General features: G+C 58.6%; 10 protein-coding genes and 3 pseudogenes. 1 reads left to right on the forward strand and 12 read right to left on the reverse strand.

Translation table 11 applies throughout. The annotated features are described in order from the left end of the window. The 9 genes and pseudogenes from AO268_RS28275 to AO268_RS28315 all read right to left on the reverse strand — a co-directional run. Window positions 1-129: pseudogene (locus AO268_RS28275) on the reverse strand (EscU/YscU/HrcU family type III secretion system export apparatus switch protein); the annotation flags it as partial. A gap of 47 nt (window positions 130-176) precedes the next feature. Further along, the gene (locus tag AO268_RS28280; RefSeq protein WP_099170551.1) at window positions 177-734 is read right to left on the reverse strand and encodes an RBBP9/YdeN family alpha/beta hydrolase; all 558 of its coding nucleotides are present in this window, start codon (window positions 732-734) and stop codon (window positions 177-179) included. Window positions 735-756: 22 nt separating this feature from the next. Further along, window positions 757-1,083, reverse strand: coding sequence for an AzlD domain-containing protein (locus AO268_RS28285; protein WP_099170552.1), 327 nt, complete (start codon window positions 1,081-1,083; stop codon window positions 757-759). A 1-nt stretch (window position 1,084) separates the two neighbouring features. Next, the gene (locus tag AO268_RS28290) at window positions 1,085-1,870 is read right to left on the reverse strand and encodes an AzlC family ABC transporter permease (protein WP_099170553.1); all 786 of its coding nucleotides are present in this window, start codon (window positions 1,868-1,870) and stop codon (window positions 1,085-1,087) included. A gap of 9 nt (window positions 1,871-1,879) precedes the next feature. Further along, window positions 1,880-6,949 (reverse strand): non-ribosomal peptide synthetase, encoded by a 5,070-nt coding sequence (locus AO268_RS28295; RefSeq protein ID WP_169901356.1) that lies wholly within the window; start codon window positions 6,947-6,949, stop codon window positions 1,880-1,882. A 16-nt stretch (window positions 6,950-6,965) separates the two neighbouring features. Beyond that, a complete protein-coding gene (locus AO268_RS28300; RefSeq protein ID WP_099170555.1) occupies window positions 6,966-10,625 on the reverse strand; it encodes a non-ribosomal peptide synthetase in 3,660 nt (1,219 codons plus the stop codon). After that, the gene (locus AO268_RS28305) at window positions 10,625-13,381 is read right to left on the reverse strand and encodes an amino acid adenylation domain-containing protein (protein ID WP_218927892.1); all 2,757 of its coding nucleotides are present in this window, start codon (window positions 13,379-13,381) and stop codon (window positions 10,625-10,627) included. The genes AO268_RS28300 and AO268_RS28305 overlap by 1 nt, the downstream gene beginning before the upstream one ends. A 265-nt stretch (window positions 13,382-13,646) precedes the next feature. Next, the gene (locus AO268_RS28310; protein WP_099170556.1) at window positions 13,647-14,471 is read right to left on the reverse strand and encodes an SDR family oxidoreductase; all 825 of its coding nucleotides are present in this window, start codon (window positions 14,469-14,471) and stop codon (window positions 13,647-13,649) included. Next, complete coding sequence (locus AO268_RS28315) at window positions 14,458-15,189, reverse strand: thioesterase II family protein (RefSeq protein ID WP_099170557.1); 732 nt, start codon at window positions 15,187-15,189, stop codon at window positions 14,458-14,460. Before AO268_RS28315 ends, AO268_RS28310 begins: the two co-directional genes overlap by 14 nt. A gap of 467 nt (window positions 15,190-15,656) precedes the next feature. On the opposite strand from AO268_RS28315, the pseudogene AO268_RS33910 reads away from it, so the two are divergent. Further along, window positions 15,657-15,763, forward strand: a pseudogene (locus tag AO268_RS33910) (DUF6124 family protein); the annotation flags it as partial. 42 nt (window positions 15,764-15,805) lie between these two features. On the opposite strand, the pseudogene AO268_RS33915 reads toward AO268_RS33910, so the two are convergent. The 3 genes and pseudogenes from AO268_RS33915 to AO268_RS33380 form a co-directional block, all read right to left on the reverse strand. Beyond that, window positions 15,806-15,901 (reverse strand): annotated as a pseudogene (locus AO268_RS33915) (cold-shock protein); the annotation flags it as partial. After that, on the reverse strand, window positions 15,902-16,102 hold the full coding sequence (locus tag AO268_RS33920) for a DNA-binding protein (protein WP_099170558.1): 201 nt from the start codon (window positions 16,100-16,102) through the stop codon (window positions 15,902-15,904). It abuts the pseudogene before it with no gap. Between the two features lie 281 nt (window positions 16,103-16,383). After that, the coding region (locus AO268_RS33380) for a hypothetical protein (RefSeq protein ID WP_257154474.1) at window positions 16,384-16,474 on the reverse strand (91 nt) is incomplete at its 5' end.

The following is a 16,474-nucleotide window of genomic DNA, read 5'->3' on the forward strand; positions in this document are numbered from 1 at the left end:
TTCCGGCTTGCCTTCCTGGTCCTTATGCTCGTCGCGCACTTCCTGCTTGGTCATCAGCAGTTTCTTGTGGCTTTCCCACAGCTCGCTCCAGCCCACCACCTGCACGCTGTGGGTGATCGCCGACTCCAAGTGCCTCAAAGCCTGGCAGGCTTTTGACCTACCGCAGGCATTGAACGTCACTTGAGCTGGAACTGCGGATCGCCAGTCAACTTGAATAGCAATGCGGCACCCTCGGGCCAGGCGCCGTAGCCGGTCTGGCCGTTGATATGACCGGCATTTTCGACCCAGACCAACTCACTGCCCCAAGCCTTGGCGAACATCTTTACCCGCTCCTGGGTGACGTAGGGATCGTCCGTGCTGGCCACCAATATTGTCGGAAAAGGCAGGCGCTGCGTCGACATCGGCGTAAAACCGGTGGTGCCCGATGGATAGGTGTCCGCCTCCGTATCACTGGGCGCCACCAGCAATGCACCCCGCACCTTACACGACCCCGGATACTGAGCCGCCCAAAGTGTGATCAGGGTATTCGCCAGGCTGTGAGCCACCAGGACGACATCGCCGTCGGCCGCCACGATCTCCTGATTAAGCCGCTCCAACCAATCGGCGGCGACCGGCGTCTCCCAGTCCCGCTGTTCCACTCGGTACAAGCCTGAAAACTGCTGCTCCCACTGTGACTGCCAATGGGTTTCACCCGAATTGAACAGGCCCGGCAAAATCAAAACCTTGACTGTCATCTTCCTTCTCCTTCCAGACCATTCATACACCACCAAAGAACCATTGGGCTGAAAAAAACACCAGTACACCAATGAAACTCGACAACAACATACGCCGAGTCAGGAAAAACAGCAGAAATACCGCCACCCCCCCCAGCAAATAGGGGTTTTCCAGGCTGGTGTTGAGGGTTGTCCCAGTTGGCACCAGCATCGCTGGCGCCACCAACGCTGCCAGTACCGCCGGAGGCACCGCACCCAGCACGGTCTTCGCCAGCGGTGGCAGCTCCCGTTGCCCCCAGAGCACCAAGGGCATATAACGCGGCAGGAAGGTACAAAGGCCCAAGCCGAAAATCAGAATCCAGATACTCATTTCACACCTCCTTGGCACGACGTTTTTCCAGCATGTCACACAGCCCCCCCATCGCCGCACCCGCCACGGTTGCAACCAGCAACCCCAGGTTGTATGGCAACTCCACGAACAGCAGCGCGATCACCCCGGTACAACTGACGATGACCCAAACCTTCCAGTTGACCAGCATGGAGGCCAGCATGGCGACAAACACCGCGATCATCGGGAAATCCAATCCGTGTTGAATCAGGTCGGGCAACGAGGCGCCGATGGCAATACCGATCACGGTCGCCACCATCCAGTTCAAATACATGGACAGGGAAGCACCACAGTAGAACCATTGCCAGCCGGGATAGGCCTCCTGCTTTTTCTTGAAGCGGTCAAGCATCACAAAAAAGACCGCATCAATCATGCCGAAAGCCAACACCACCCGCCAACGCTGCGACAGGTAGCGGGTACTTGAACGAAGCACCGAGCTGTAGATCAACAAACGAAGACTGAGCACCAGGGCAGTCAACAACAACACCGAGGCCGCCGCATCCTGTTGCAGCAACTTGATAGCAATGAATTGCACGGTTCCGGAGTTCAGCACCATGGCCAGTGCCAGGGTATTGATTTCCCCCAGGCCGCTGGTCATGCCGAAGGCACCGCCCAACAGGCCCATGGGAATCGCGGAGACCAGGAATGGCGTCATGGCCCTCGCACCGGCCATCAACTCTTCGCGCCTGTCGGGCGCGGGGTCGGCATCAAGATCGCCGGCTGAAACCACAGCCGCTGCATCCTGCACAAAAGACTCTTTATTGGTCATATCGATTCCTTATGGATTAGTACGCGAGGTGTTTGCTTGGAGTACACCGTTGATCACGGCAGCGACCGCCTCTGGACGAGTCCGACAGAAATAATGCCCACCGTCCTCAATGACGTGCAGGGAAACGTCGTCGCTGAACAGGCTCCAGCGTTGATAACGCTGCGCATAGTCCGGGGTCATGCGGTCATCGCGAGTCACCACCACCGTCAACGGCGCCTCCAGGCGGTGGGCATTCCACGCTTGTTCGGAATCCGCCAGGTAGAGATTGGCCACCGTGGCATCGTGACGGAAGGCACGGATCAAGGTTGTCGACTGCCGCTCACTCATCTGCGCCAATTCCTGATAGCCGGTCTCGCCCACCATCCAGTTCAGCACCTGCTCATGGGAGAGCGCCTGAGTCTGGGCTGTGTGCTGACGAATCACCTCGGCACTGTCCAGCAGCTTGCCACCGACAAACACCCGGCTGATGTGCCGGCCTAGCCCTTCGAGGATCCTAGCGGTTTCCAGCATCAACGCCGCCCCTACACAATGCCCCCAGAATAGTAACAGCACGGACGGCGACGCTTGCTCGATGGCCCGGGCGACGCGTTGCGCTGCCTCACGCACATCCAGCAGCGGCTCGTCGGAGCGGGTGATATCGTGCCCCGGAAGCTCGACAGCGAAGATATCCCGCTCGCAGCCGTCCGCCGCCAGGGTCTGCCCCAGGTCGCGGAAGTTGATGGCGTTACCTCCCGCATAAGGGAAACACACCACGGCGATGCCGGCATCGCTGCACGGCGGCGTCAGGCGTTGCAGCAAGCTCTGGGTATTGCCCGCCCCTTCATCAATGGCCTCAGCCAACGGTTTGAGAGTGGAATGGCGCATCAGGTTGGGGATGGAGATCAAACCATCGGACACCAGGGCCACACGGATCGCGGCCAACGAGGAGCCTCCCAGTTCAAAGAAATTGTCCTCCACCATGATGCTCTCCACCGGCACGCCCAGAACCTCTGCCCAGACTTGGGCAATACGCCGCTCGGTGGGCGAGTTTGGCGTCAGTGGCGCCACGCTCTGCCCGGTGATTGCAGGTTTGCTCGCCCGCAAGAACTTCATGGACTCGATGGCCCGGGCCTGGCTCAACAACTGTGCCTGCTCAGGACTCGGCAGCGGGATCTCGTCATGGCGGGCCTGCATGTCACGGGTCATCAACTCGAACGCCTGGCGATAGTAGCTGCCCATCTGTTCGATGTACTGCGCACTGAAGACATGATCGTGATAGTGCAGGCTGAGCCGGACATCATCGGTGGAGAAATGCCGAGAGAATTCGGCTCGCAGGACAAACTCGGTTTCGGAGTTGGCGCGCACATCCAGCAGATCAAAGTCAGGCCGGCTCTCCAGGTCCTTAAGCAGGTAGAAGTGGGTGTAGTTGAACGCAGTTTCAAACAACGGTTGCTGAATCCCCATGTCTTGCTTGATCCGGGCCATCGGGTAACGACGATGCGGCAACAAGTCCGTTTCCGCGTTGTACACCTGCTGGATCAATTGCGCCCAGGAACCCTCGGCAATCTTCACCCGCAACGGCAGAGTGTTAAGGAACAAGCCAATGGCCCGCGTCGCTCCATCCACTTCTGGGCGGCCGCTGTGCTCATAGCCCACCAACACATCGTCATCGGCGGCCAGCTCGCTGAGGACTTTCAAGTGGGCAGCCATCAGCACGGTCTTGACCGGCACATACAGGGCGTCGGCCAGGGCAATGATGCGCTCCGACAGCAGGCTGTCGATCTTCACTTCATGGAACACCACTGACAGGCCCGAGGTGGGCACTTCCGATTGCAAACGCGGCAGTTGAGTAAACCGCGCGCCATCCATCAGGTTGTGCCAGAACTGGCGATCGGCTTCGCTGTCCAGGGACTGCTGTTCCAGCCCCATGTAATTGCGCAGGTGGTTATCCACCAGCGGCTTGTCGTAGGCATTGCCCTTGAGCAAGCTGGAGTAGATTTCAAAAAGCTGTGTGTGCACCAGTGTAATGCTCCAGCCATCCAGGGCCGAGTTGTGCTGACTGAGCACATAGCGGTACAGATTGTCGCTCAGCACATGCACATGCAGACGCACCAGGCCGGCTTTTTCCCAGACAAAACGGTGGGCCTTTTCATCCTCGAACCATTGCTGGCACCACTGCTCCTGCGCACACTCATCCATACCACGCAGGTCTGCCATGGTCAGCGGCAACTCCACTTCCCGATTGACTATCTGAATGAACTGGTCAAACCCGGACAAGTGATAGCTGGTGCGGAAGATCGGATTGCGCTGCACCAGAATCCGTACAGCTTGCTCGAATACCGCCAGGTCAATCGCACTTTTAATTGTATAGCTGATGATGTCGTGATACTGCGCGGTGCCAAAACTGAGTTCGTTCTGGAAGATCAGCCCCGCCTGCAGCATAGACAACGGGTAGGCATCTTCGGCGCTGTCTGGCAGGCGGTCGCGATCGGCCTGGGTCAGCAGCTCATAAGGCTCAAAGGTATGGCGAGCCTGCTCACCGACACTGCCGGAGGCCAGCCCTTGCACCAGCTTGGCAATCGTTGGACGGGCAAAGAAGTCCTGGAACGTGAAGTCCAGCTCTTGGGTGCGCGCCCGGGCCAGGATGGTCACGAAGTGGATGGAGTCGCCCCCCAGCGCAAAGAAGTTGTGATGCACACCAATCGGGCGCACGCTCAGAACGTCTTCCCAGATGGTTACCAGCAACGCCTCGGAGGCGTTGCGCGGCGCCACATATTCGGTGTCGTTATTTTTTGCCAGCAGCGGATCCGGTAAGGCCTTGCGATCAAGCTTGCCGCTGGGAGATAAGGCAAAGGCGTCAAGGACGGTCAAGTGCGTCGGCACCATATAGTCCGGCAGAAATTGCCCGAGGAAACTGCGCAGGTGCGTCAAGTCCAATGTCTGCGGCGCCTCGATGTAGCCGCACAGCGATTGGGCCTCACCGATCTGGCGAACCACTACCACCGCCTCGCGTACCTCGGGAAAGTCCCGCAGGCGGGTTTCGATTTCCCCCAGTTCGATACGCAAGCCACGAAGCTTGACCTGGTTATCGATGCGTCCTAGGTACTCGATTTCGCCGCTCGGCAACCAGCGCGCCAGGTCACCGGTGCGGTAAATGCGCGCTTCTGCGTCCATTGGTTGCTCGACAAAGCGTTCGGCAGTCAACGCCTCACGCTGATGATAACCACGGGCCAGGCCGGCACCGGCAATGCACAACTCCCCCGGTACGCCCACCGGCAAAGCCTTGAGGTTGGCATCCAGAATGTGCAGGCGCGTGTTATCGATGGGCTTGCCGATCGGTACCAAGTGGCTCAAGTTACGCCCGCAGCAATTGAAGTACGACACATCCACTGTGGCCTCAGTCGGTCCGTACAAGTTAATCAAGGCCGTTGCGTGAGTGTCGAACAGCAGCGTTTCAAAAAGCCGCACCTGATGCACTCCCAGAGCTTCACCGCTGGCAAATACCTGACGCAGGCTCGCCAACCGGTTGCCTGCTTGAGTGCTTTGCACATACCCGAGGAACGCGTTCAACATTGAAGGCACAAAGTGTAGGGTTGAGACCCGATGAGCCTTGATGGCGCTGACCATCGCTTCCGGATCACGCTCGGCGCCCGGCGCCAGCAGACAGACCGTCGCCCCCTCGATCATCCACCAGAACAATTCCCACACCGACACATCAAAGGCAATGGGGGTCTTCTGCAAAATCACATCGCCAGGGCCGATGGGATAGGCGCGCTGCATCCAGGCCAGGCGATTAACCACCGAGTGATGCTCCACCATGACACCTTTGGGTTGCCCGGTGGAGCCGGAGGTGTAGATGACATAGGCCAGATTGCGCGAGTCGCCCACCACCGGTAGGGCCTGGTCGTCAGTGGCATACACACTGACATCATTCAGGTCAATGACCTGCTGCGTGCGCTCCTGGGAGGCACTCAACAAGTGCGTCTGCGCCAGAATCAGACGGGCGCCGCTGTCATTGAGCACATAGTCGATACGTGACTGGGGGTAGTTCGGATCAATGGGCAAGTACGCCCCGCCAACCTTGATGACCGCGAGAATTGCCACCAGCATTTCGTTGGAACGCCGGGCGACTACCGCCACCACCTGGTCACGGCACACGCCCCTGTCGGCCAGGGTACGGGCCAGTTGGTTGGAGCGCTTGTCCAACTCAACAAACGTCATCCGCCCATGGTCAGAGACCACCGCGACAGCATCAGGGCGCAGGCTCACTTGACGGGCGAACAACGTTTCGATTCTCACATTCTGGTCGTAGACCTGCTCGGTCGCATTGACGGTAGCCAAAAAATCCACGTCATGGGACGTCATCAGGTTCAGATCCGTCAGCGGCACTTCAGGCGTTTGCAGCGCCTGGGCAAGGAGTTCCTCCAGGTGCATGGCCAGCCAGCGCAGCGTAATCACCTCATGCAAGCGTGCATCAAAGTGAATAGTCAATTCGACCTGTTCAGCGGTGACGGTGAAACTGAATAGCGTCGAGAGGTTCAAACGCTGCGCAAGGCTTGGTTTTTCTGGGTGGGTGATTTCCAAGGCCACCTCGAAGAACGGGCTCTGGCCTTCGGTTTCAGGCAGTGAAAACTCTTCGGCAAACAGCTCGAGCGGGTAGTCACTGTGTTCTATAGCACCCAGTACCCGGCTGCGCACCTGATCCAGCAACTGCGTGAAGCTCGTAGCCGCCTCCAGACTGGCGTGCAGAGGGAAAGCCAGGTTTTGCGAAGCGGCAAGGCTGGTCTCGAAGCTGGCCGGCAGGCCGACCACTATGACCTCTTGACGCGTATAGACGTGCAGCAGCGCCATGACTGCCGACGTCAGCAACACTTGCTGGCTGGCTTCATTGCCTCGGGTCACCTTGATGACATTGGCCGCGATCTCGGGGCGTAACGGAAAGCTCAACGTACTCTGGAGCGGCTCACCGCTCGTGGCCTTGTTCACGGAAAAACCGGTCTTACTCCAGTTCAGCTTGAACAATTTACGCCAGTAACTGGCTTGTTTCGGGCGCTGAGCCGCGGCGACCTTGAGTTGGCCACGGGTTTCAATAGATTGCATGACAAACTCCATAATTTCAGAAACAGAAATCGATAGTTGGCAATCCAACTGGCTGTCTGGCTGGCTCTGTGATCAGCGAATCAAGGGTTTGCGAAGGATCGGCTAACAACGCATCCAGCAACGCTAGATAGGTATCGCGAAAGCTGCCTATCGTGGGTGCAAGAAACAGATCAGTGCTGTACATCCAGGCCGCCGTGAGTTGCTTCGGCTGCTCGCTGATCTGCAAATTGAGCTCGAAAGTCGTGCTCTGCGTTGCCTCGGGAACCCAGCGTGGCTGGCCACCGAGAAAATCAATCGACTCAAGGTCAGTGTTTTGCAGAGCAAACAGGCTGTCGAACAGCGGGTTGCGGTTGGGCTCACGCACCACTGACAACTCTTTCACCAGTCCGTCAAACGGGTAGATCTGATGGTCGAAAGCCTGATTGGCGTGTGCGGCAACATCCTGGAGGAACTGGTCAAAACCCACGAGCCCCGGCAGTGCCAGACGCAGGCACACGGTGTTGACGAACATGCCCTGCAGCGCTTGGCTTTCCGCCAAGTTGCGGCCCGAGACCGGCGTCCCAAGGGTCACATCCCTGGCCATACTGACGCGCGCTAGAAACAGGCCGTAACCGGCCAGCAATACCTGGAACAGGGTGACGTTTCGCTCCCGGGCCAGGGCTCGCAACGCTGCGGTGCGCAGGGTGCCCAGCTCAAAATCGAGTCTGCCGCCGGCATTGGAACGCTTCGCCGTACGAGGACGATCGTACGGGATATCCAAAGGCCTGAAGGGCAAGCGATACACCTCATGCCAATACGCTCTGGCTTGCGTCAACAGCGGTGCTGCCGCTCCCTGGGAGATCCATTGGACGTAGTCCTTGTAATGCAACGGCGGCTCAGCGACCGGCACCCCGCCATAGGCCAGGGCCCATTGCCGGAACAGCATGGCCAGGGAAAAACCGTCAGTGATGAGGTGATGGATATCGAACACCAACGCGGTACCGCCGCTGTGCCGCACCAACGCAGCTCGCCACAACGGCGCATGTCTCAACTGGAACGGGCGGACAAACTCCCTCAGAAATGCCTCGGCCGTGCCGATATAGTCATGGAGATTCAGTTCGACCGGCACGTGCTCATGGATCCGCTGCCAGGTCGAGGCACCTTGTTGCTGGAAATCCGTACGCAATATCTCGTGGCGTTGTACGAGTTCCTGCAAGGCCCCCCGCAATTTCGTCACGTCCGGTGTTCCGGGGAGCGGCACCACCATCGGCAAATGATAGTGGGTAGCCCGATCGTCCTTCATTTGCTCGATATAAACTCGGTGTTGTTGCGTTGAAACCGGATAGAGCGGTTGTTTGCACGCAGCTCTCACTCCCTCAGCAAGCACCGCCGAACGCTTTTCTGCCGAATCCAGGTAAGCCGCGACCTGGGCAATGGTCGGGGTGGCCAGCAACTGCGCCACCGGGCAGCGCAAGCCCAAGACGTGTTCGATACGACCCGCTAATAGCGTCGCCGTCAACGAACTGGCCCCCAGCTCGTACAGGCTGACATGGGTCCCCACCTGCGGCATGCCCAGCGCCTCAGCCCATAGCCGCGCCAATGCCTGCTCGGTGTCACTCGATGGAGGCGTGGTATCAAGCCCGCCGTAGGTGAAATCAGCAGGCTCAGGCAGCGGCAGCGCCGAGCGGTCGACTTTACCATTGGTCGCCAGAGGCAAACCCGCGAGCCGGATAAAGGTCGCAGGTACCATATGCCCTGCCAGCTTCTGCGCCAGCAAATACCGCACACGGTCCATGGACCCAACGTCATCCAGCGTCACGTAGGCCACCAGCACACGCTCCTGGGTCACCGGTTGCTTGAGCACCACCACCAGGGCTTCGCGAACATTTTCCAGCGCCAGCAATTGCTGCTCTATCTCACTGGTTTCCACCCGAAAACCACGGATTTTCACCTGATGGTCACGCCGTCCGAGAAACTCGATACGACCGTCTTCCCGCCAGCGCGCCATATCGCCGGTGCGGTAGACTTGGCGCCCGCCAATGCCGGCGACGGACTGAAACGCCGCCTGCGTCAGCTCTGGCTGATTCAGGTAACCCAGGCCCAGGCCGTCGCCGCCGACCCACAACTCACCTTCGACACCGATCGGCACGGGGTAACCGAAGCGGTTGAGGATAAAGACCGTCGAATTGGCGATAGGACGCCCGATGGTAATCGGTAGTCCATCGGCCTGCGTAACGGTGCAAGCCGTAGAGATCACCGCGTTTTCGGTCGGTCCATAGGCATTGATCAGACGCAACGGCGTACAGGCGTGCAACACCCGTTGAACATGCAAGGGGGAAATGACGTCCCCGCCGACCACCAACTGGTGCAACGACTTGAACAACGCCGGATCCTGTTCGGCCAATTGGTTAAACAGCGATGTCGTGATCAAGGCGCAGGTGGTTTGATGGGTAGCGAGGAAGGCACCCAGCGCGGTCGCATCAAGCAACACGTCGCGATCAACGATTTGCAGGCATCCACCGTTGAGCAGCGCCCCCCAGACTTCAAAGGTCGCCGCATCAAACCCGATGGCCCCCGCCTGCAGCATGCGGGTGTACTGATCAAGCTCGACATAGTCAGGGTTGCAGACCAGGCGCATCACACCCCTGTGGGTCACGATCGCCCCCTTGGGCTGGCCTGTAGTGCCGGAGGTGTACATGACGTACGCCGCGGTGGCAGCGCGGTCAGGGGCCAGGGGCGCGGGATCTGCTGGAGATTGAGAGGCAAGGTCGGCGACCGTCATGATGCGCCCGGCAAACACCTCGCGCCCTTGCATCTGCCACGCACCGTCCACCAATAAATGCCCCGCGCCGCTGTCACGCAGCAGATAGTTGATCCGGTCTTCGGGATAGTCCGGGTCAATCGGCAGATACACGCCGCCCACCTTGAGAATCGCCAGAGTCGCCACCACCATGGCAAGAGCACGGGGCATCAGCAGCGCCACGATCTGGCCCGGGACAACACCCTCGGCCCGCAGGCTAACCGCGAGCCTGTTGGCCTGTTGCTCCAGTTGCTGATAGGTCAAGCCATGAGTGCGGTGCATGACCGCACACCGCTCAGGAAACTGTCCGGCAATCAGTGCAAAACGCTGTTCAATGGTCAGGCTCTGCGGGTAGTCACGCGCGGTCTGGTTGAACCCGTCGAGCACCTGCGCCGCCTGCTCGGCCGGCAAAGCCTGCATCTCTCTCATGACCCGGTCAGGCGCTTGTGCCAGCAGTTCATAGACATGTGCCAATTGACAGGCATACCGCCCGAAAGCCCGTGCATCCATGGCCAGATCGCTGCGCAGGCACAATTGCCCGACCGCATGGATCACCGTGATTTGCTGCCAGATACGCGGCGCGTCGTCTGGCACATCGGCGCCGGTGGACGCAATGTAAAGCGCGGTCAAGGGTATCCGGCCCAGTTGCCGTTCAATCTGCCCCGCAAGGACCAAGAACGCCTCGGACAGCTCGACATCAAGCTCTAGGACCAACGAAGGTAGATGAGGCGCAAGCCGTTCAAGCTTGATCAGGGGCTGTTGGGTATAAACCTGAATCAACCATGCCCATCCCGCCAGGAGCAACTCGGGACTGAGGGTGGTTGCGCCAAGATCCGTCAGGTCCAGGGTTTGCTCGCGAAAGAGGCTGTCATTAAGGGATGCATGGATATTCGTCATCACAGGCCTACGCTCGACTCTTCAGCGCCAGAGGCGTGCAGGAACCCCACCAGGTTACGAACCGTCTGCTGAATGTAGATCTCGCGCATGGGAATCGAAGGTAGATGTTGCTCACGTAACATGGCATCAATGCGTACGGCATAGAGTGAGTTGCCCCCCAGCTCGAAGAAGTTGTCATCCAAGCCCACCGGCACGCCGAGTACGGTTTCCCAGATTGCCACCAGACCCTGGATCACGGCATCGCCGTCAGCCACAGTTTTTTTCACCGATTGGGGTGCCTGCACTTGCACCGTCGGTGCCGGCAAGGCCCGCACGTCCAGCTTGCCATTGACCGTCAGTGGCAAGACGTCGAGCACGGTAAAGGTGGAAGGCAGCATGTAATCCGGTAAATACTTACCGGCATGCTGACGCACATCCTGGACGCTGCCACCATTGAGCACCAGATAAGCATCCAGTCGCGCCGAAGCGGCATCACCGGCCTTGCTTTGATTGAGCACCACCGCAGCCGCGACCACTGCATTGGCCTGCAACAGCACGGAGCGAATCTCATCCAACTCGATACGAAAGCCCCGCAGTTTGACCTGGCTGTCCAGGCGGCCAAGGTGTTCCAGCCGGCCATCGGGGCGCAGGCGTCCCTTGTCGCCGCTGCGATAGAGCCGTCCCGTGTCCCCGGGCTTACTGATAAAACGCTCGGCGGTCAATTGCGGCTGATTAAGGTACTCTAGGGCAACCCCGGCACCGGCGACACAGATCTCGCCGCTGATACCTGGCGGCAGCAATTGACCCGCTTCATCCATGATATAGACGTGCCAGCCATCCACCGGCCGCCCCACCGAACGCGTGGTTTTGAGGGCCTCTCGACGGGTAATGGTCTGTGACGTGACATGCACGGTAGCTTCAGTGATGCCATACATGTTGACCATCCGGCACGCAGATTCGGCGTGACGATCAAACCAGCGCACCAGCATCCCGGCGTCTAGGGGCTCACCGCCAAACACGACCAGGCGCAATGCCAAGGGCTCGCCACTGTGCCCGTCGGCCTCGATCAACTGGGAAAATGCCGAAGGCGTCTGGTTCAGCACGCTGACCTGCTCACGCACCAGCAGTTCGTGAAACTCCCGAGCCGACCTGGACACCCAATAAGGAACCACCACCAGATGCCCGCCGGTCAGCAAGCAGCCCCACATTTCCCAGACCGAAAAATCAAACGCACTGGAGTGGAACAGCGTCCAGATATCGGACGCAGACAATTTGAAGTCCTCCTGCGTACCGGCCAACAGGCTCATCAGGTTGCAATGGCGGACCACCACACCTTTAGGCTTGCCGGTGGAGCCCGAGGTGTAAATGACATAGGCCGGCGCTTGCGCATCGCCGGTTATTGTCGGCGCAACAGCCGGATAGTCGACACTGCGCTCGATAATGGCCAGGGGAGACAGCAACCGCACCGGGGTCGGGAACTCCGACTGGGTGCTGACGACCAGGTTGATACGGGCATTTTCAACGGTATAGCCCAGCCGTTCGGCAGGATACGCTGGATCAAGCGGCACATAAGTAGCACCGGCCTTGAGCACTGCCAGCAGCATCACCACCAGTTCCAAGGAGCGCTCCAGGCACACACCGACCAAATCCCCCTGTGCGACACCTTCGGCGCGCAATACATGAGCCCATTGGCTGCTCTGCTGCTCCAACGCTTGATAGCTCAACTTCTGGCCTTCGAACGAAAGCGCCAGAGAATGAGGATAGGTACGGGCTTGCTCGGCAAACACTTGATCAATGCGCCGGAGCGGGTCTGCTCCCTGCACTGTGCGCCCCAGCGCCCTCACCTCCTCGGCGTGGCGGTCACTGAGCAAATACAGGCTATTCACACGGTGTTGCGGGTTCAGACGCAGTTGCTGATGAACGAAGACCAATGACCGGGCAAAGTGTCGGATGACCTCACCATCAAACCCGCGGCAATGGTAGGAGCATTCAAGATAGGCCTGGCCCTCAGCGTCCCGACCGCGAAGAAACAGCAGCGAATATAGGCGATTCAACGATGACTGATAGTCACTGAAGGGAATCAGGTCCGCCTCGGCATCGCGCACAATCATGGCGGCCACAAAGGATTTGAGCGGCCCCGCTGGCGCCTCTTCCACATGTGAAAGCTGTGCTTCGATACCTTCCTGTAACTCCACGCATAGGCTCTGTGGCTCTGGAGTTATCGGCACATGCACCAATCGCTCGTTGACGCCCAGGGTATAAGGCAGATGCGGGCTATCCATCACCAGAGTCGCGACCTCACAAGGCTCCATGTCGCTGTATTGACCCAGGGTCACCGCCAATGCCGCCATCCAACTGGCCGTACTGCCCATTTCGTCCTGCGCCAATCCCTGGCGAAAATGTTTGAGCCGCGGCGCTTGATCTGGCTCGCCAAGCGCCCATTCCGGCGCAGGAAAACGCTCATCCTCAAGGCTTTCGTCATCAGGCAGGCAGGTACCCGGATCGGACTCAACAACCAACTGAAGCGTCAACTCACTGCCTGCCAGCAAGGCATCCCCCAGTAGCATCATCGAGCGTAGATCCAGTTGGCCGCGACGCCCAACGAGGATCAAGTCACACACGCCATCCTCGTACTCCAGCAACACCGCCCGCAGCTTAGCCGGGCTGGAGGGCGACAGTGGCTTGCGCAGTTGCGCGCGGCATTGACGTACTGCGATGGCATCCCCGGATTGGCCGGTAACGGTTTCATGCCAGAGGATAGCTGGCGCCCCCCCCATTTGGTCATCGGAAAAGCAGCGCGCGACCACACGTGAATAATGTTGTTGAAGCGGCGTAATGCAAGAAACGCCACTTATCCTGTAGCGCAGGGCGTGGCAATAAGCACCATCGCGGCTCTTCGTGCCCACGGCAGTGGAGCACTGAAAACCACGTGGCTCAGTCGATACAGCAGTGCTAAATAGAATGTCCATTTTGAACCTGGCCTTAATTATTCTTGGTATACCCAACCACCAGTCTTGGAAAACTATGAAGAACGGACCGCCGTCAACGGGCAGTAAATCCGCCGTCGACAGTGATGACGCTGCCAGTCACCTGGCGCGCATCATCGGACGCCAGCCAAATCGCTGTGCTAGCAATGCTTTCTGGCTCAATCAAAGCATTCATCGGCTGGGCCTGGACGAAGATTTCCTCGTGTTCATCGATGGGCACTTCAAGTGATCGGGCAATTTCCGAGAGCATCCGACCTTCGACCTTGGGGTCGTCCCGCACCGAACCCGGGCAGAGCGCATTGACCCGAACCTTAAAGGGGGCGAAGTCCAATGCCGCCGCCTTGGTCAATCCGACAATGCCGTGCTTGGCGCTGACGTAGCCGGCAAAATTGCGGTATCCCACCAAGCCGGAGGTCGACGCGATATTGATGATGCTGCCGCTGCGCAGGGTCAACATGCAGTGCCCGACCGCCTTGATCATTCGCCAGGAGCCCGTCAGGTCGACGTCAATCATCAGTAGCCATTGTTCTTCGGAAATTTCATGGATCATTTTTCCCGAAGGCGCAGCAATACCGGCGTTGTTGACCAAGACATCGATCCGGCCAAAGCGCTCCAGGGCCCTGGCAATCGCCGCATCAATTTGTGCACCATTGCGAACATCGACCTGGGCCGTCAACACCGAGACACCGTGCTCCCTGCACAACTGCGCGGTATGATTCAGTTGGTTGAGGGTCCCCAGCACATAGGGGACACCCTCGATGTCCGAGGCCACATCCAGCAGTACCAAGTCAGCGCCCTGTGCGGCAAAATGAACGGCACAGGCACGCCCTAACCCACGGGCTGCACCAGTAATCACTGCCGTCTTATCAACCAGCCTCATGGACAGCCTCCGGCACCACGCACGATAGGGCCGTGTGAATGGCCTGCAAGAGGGCACCAGGCTCTTCACTCAGGTACATATGCCCGCCCCCCACTTCCAGTGCAGTGAAGGTTGCAGAGGTGGCGTGGGACCACTCTGCCGCTTGCTCACGGGTGACCAAGTCATCCTGCGCGCCGCGAATCGATAGCACAGACACGGGCAACGGCTGATCCGACTCTGGCAGGTAGCCTTCATGCAGCTCGACGTCAGCACGCAGGGAAGGCAGTAACATGGCGCGCATATCAGGGTTGCTCAGCGCCGGATGGTTATAGCCGGCAAACGAGGCCACCTGCGCCAGAAACATGTCGTCGCTCAGGCCAGTAGCCCGCTCCTCACGGGGAGACATAGGGCCCGGCGAGCCGCTGACCACCAGGTGGAGCACCTTCACTGACGTTACGGAACAAAGCTTGCGCGCCATCTCAAAGGCGAGAATGGCCCCCATACTATGGCCGAAAATCACCACTTCAGTGCGTCCCTCAAGGAGCTCCATAACGTGCGCCAAGCTACCCTCAATGGCGTCCTTGACCGACCGGTAGGCCGGCTCGACAAAGCGTCGCTCACGACCCGGCAAAGTTACGGGAAGAATTTCAAAGCGATCCCCCGCCAAGGCTTTCCATGGCTGAAAGACAGAGGGACCGGCGCCAGCAAACGGAAAGCACAAAACTGGAACTTTAGACATTCTGCACCTAACCAAATAATAGAGTTGATAATTGTCAAGGCATACTCGTCGAGAACCGAAAAGTTACCGATCTGTAAAGGGCGAATTATCGAGAGGGCAAAAAAACGTAGGGGAAACGTCGTTGGTAAACAACGTAGGCATTGCATATTCCATTGCGCTTTCCTTTTCTGGCGCCCGAGTGGGCTCGAATACCTATAGGTATTGATTTATGAGGGCTGTGGTAGTCCATAAATGACGCAGGTGGGGATGCTGCGCAAAAACTCAAAACCAAACAACTGACCGTTCGACTAGGTATTTGTAAAAACAGAAACGTCAGACAATTCTTCGAGGTTGTCCCTATGAAACTCAAACTCTAGTCTCCGTACACCGCTGAACACTCACAGTCGGACGTCGCGACCCGGATTGATTAAGCATTGCCTCCTTTCAGTTGACGCTTTTTTATCGTCTACTGTGCGGCGCTATGGCGGCTGTTGGTCAACCTCAGCGAACACTCGCCTCGACTAATGCGCGGAGTTGCGACCTGGCCTTTGATCTGGAGGATCCAAAACGAGAGGAGTTACTGGGCGTTGCGCAGTCTTCGAGCGTCTTGGATCCGTCACTTTGGATCCACCATGTGTCCGGTCCGGACAATCACCGAAAAATGCACGAACACATCCGCTCCACCACCGTTCTGAGTGATAAAACCAAAGCCCTTATCCGCGTTGAACCACTTCTAGATCAGCCTGAGGCTCGAAGCGTACACGCCAACGGTTCGGTGGATCATCTGCTGCGCCACTTTCAGGCCCACTGAAAGCTTTATCCCGACCGAACCGCGCCGATCTACAAACACTTCGTCTCCCCCGCGATCCAGCACGTTCAAGCCATCACCGCTGCATTGGTCGTAAGATTTGACCACTCCCGTAACTACGTTCATCACCGCAACCCCTACACCTAATAACAGCGTATATGAAGCTCCTGTGACCATAAAACCGCGACAAAGGGAAGCTGGCTACTGACGAGGGTTGCCGACAGGTGGTAGCGGATGGTGGGTACTTACATAGTGAAGAGCGGGCTTGTTGTGGCGGGCAGGCTTGCACCGCACTGGGCTGCGAAGCAGCCCTAAAACCTGACGCTGCGGTTTGCCTGAAGGAACGCGGTGTTCTTATTGGGGCTACTTCACAGCCCAATGCAAGCCTGCTCGCCACACGTTCATGATCAAGTGTCGCGGCGCAGATCCGGCGGAATCGGCAAGTCCTTGAGCGGATCCGGGCGCTTGCCCTTGCCGGCACGGTATTGGCGGATCTGG

This window comes from Pseudomonas sp. ICMP 8385 (genome assembly GCF_002699915.1).
GTDB lineage: Bacteria > Pseudomonadota > Gammaproteobacteria > Pseudomonadales > Pseudomonadaceae > Aquipseudomonas > Aquipseudomonas gessardii.

Coding starts and splice junctions, on each gene's coding strand:
- AO268_RS28310 (WP_099170556.1), bottom strand. CDS start 14,471: ATGAGGCTGGTTGATAAGACGGCAGTGATTACTGGTGCAGCCCGTGGG.
- AO268_RS28280 (WP_099170551.1), bottom strand. CDS start 734: ATGACAGTCAAGGTTTTGATTTTGCCGGGCCTGTTCAATTCGGGTGAA.
- AO268_RS28315 (WP_099170557.1), bottom strand. CDS start 15,189: ATGTCTAAAGTTCCAGTTTTGTGCTTTCCGTTTGCTGGCGCCGGTCCC.
- AO268_RS28290 (WP_099170553.1), bottom strand. CDS start 1,870: ATGACCAATAAAGAGTCTTTTGTGCAGGATGCAGCGGCTGTGGTTTCA.
- AO268_RS28295 (WP_169901356.1), bottom strand. CDS start 6,949: ATGCAATCTATTGAAACCCGTGGCCAACTCAAGGTCGCCGCGGCTCAG.
- AO268_RS28300 (WP_099170555.1), bottom strand. CDS start 10,625: ATGACGAATATCCATGCATCCCTTAATGACAGCCTCTTTCGCGAGCAA.
- AO268_RS28285 (WP_099170552.1), bottom strand. CDS start 1,083: ATGAGTATCTGGATTCTGATTTTCGGCTTGGGCCTTTGTACCTTCCTG.
- AO268_RS28305 (WP_218927892.1), bottom strand. CDS start 13,381: ATGGGGGGGGCGCCAGCTATCCTCTGGCATGAAACCGTTACCGGCCAA.
- AO268_RS33920 (WP_099170558.1), bottom strand. CDS start 16,102: ATGAACGTAGTTACGGGAGTGGTCAAATCTTACGACCAATGCAGCGGT.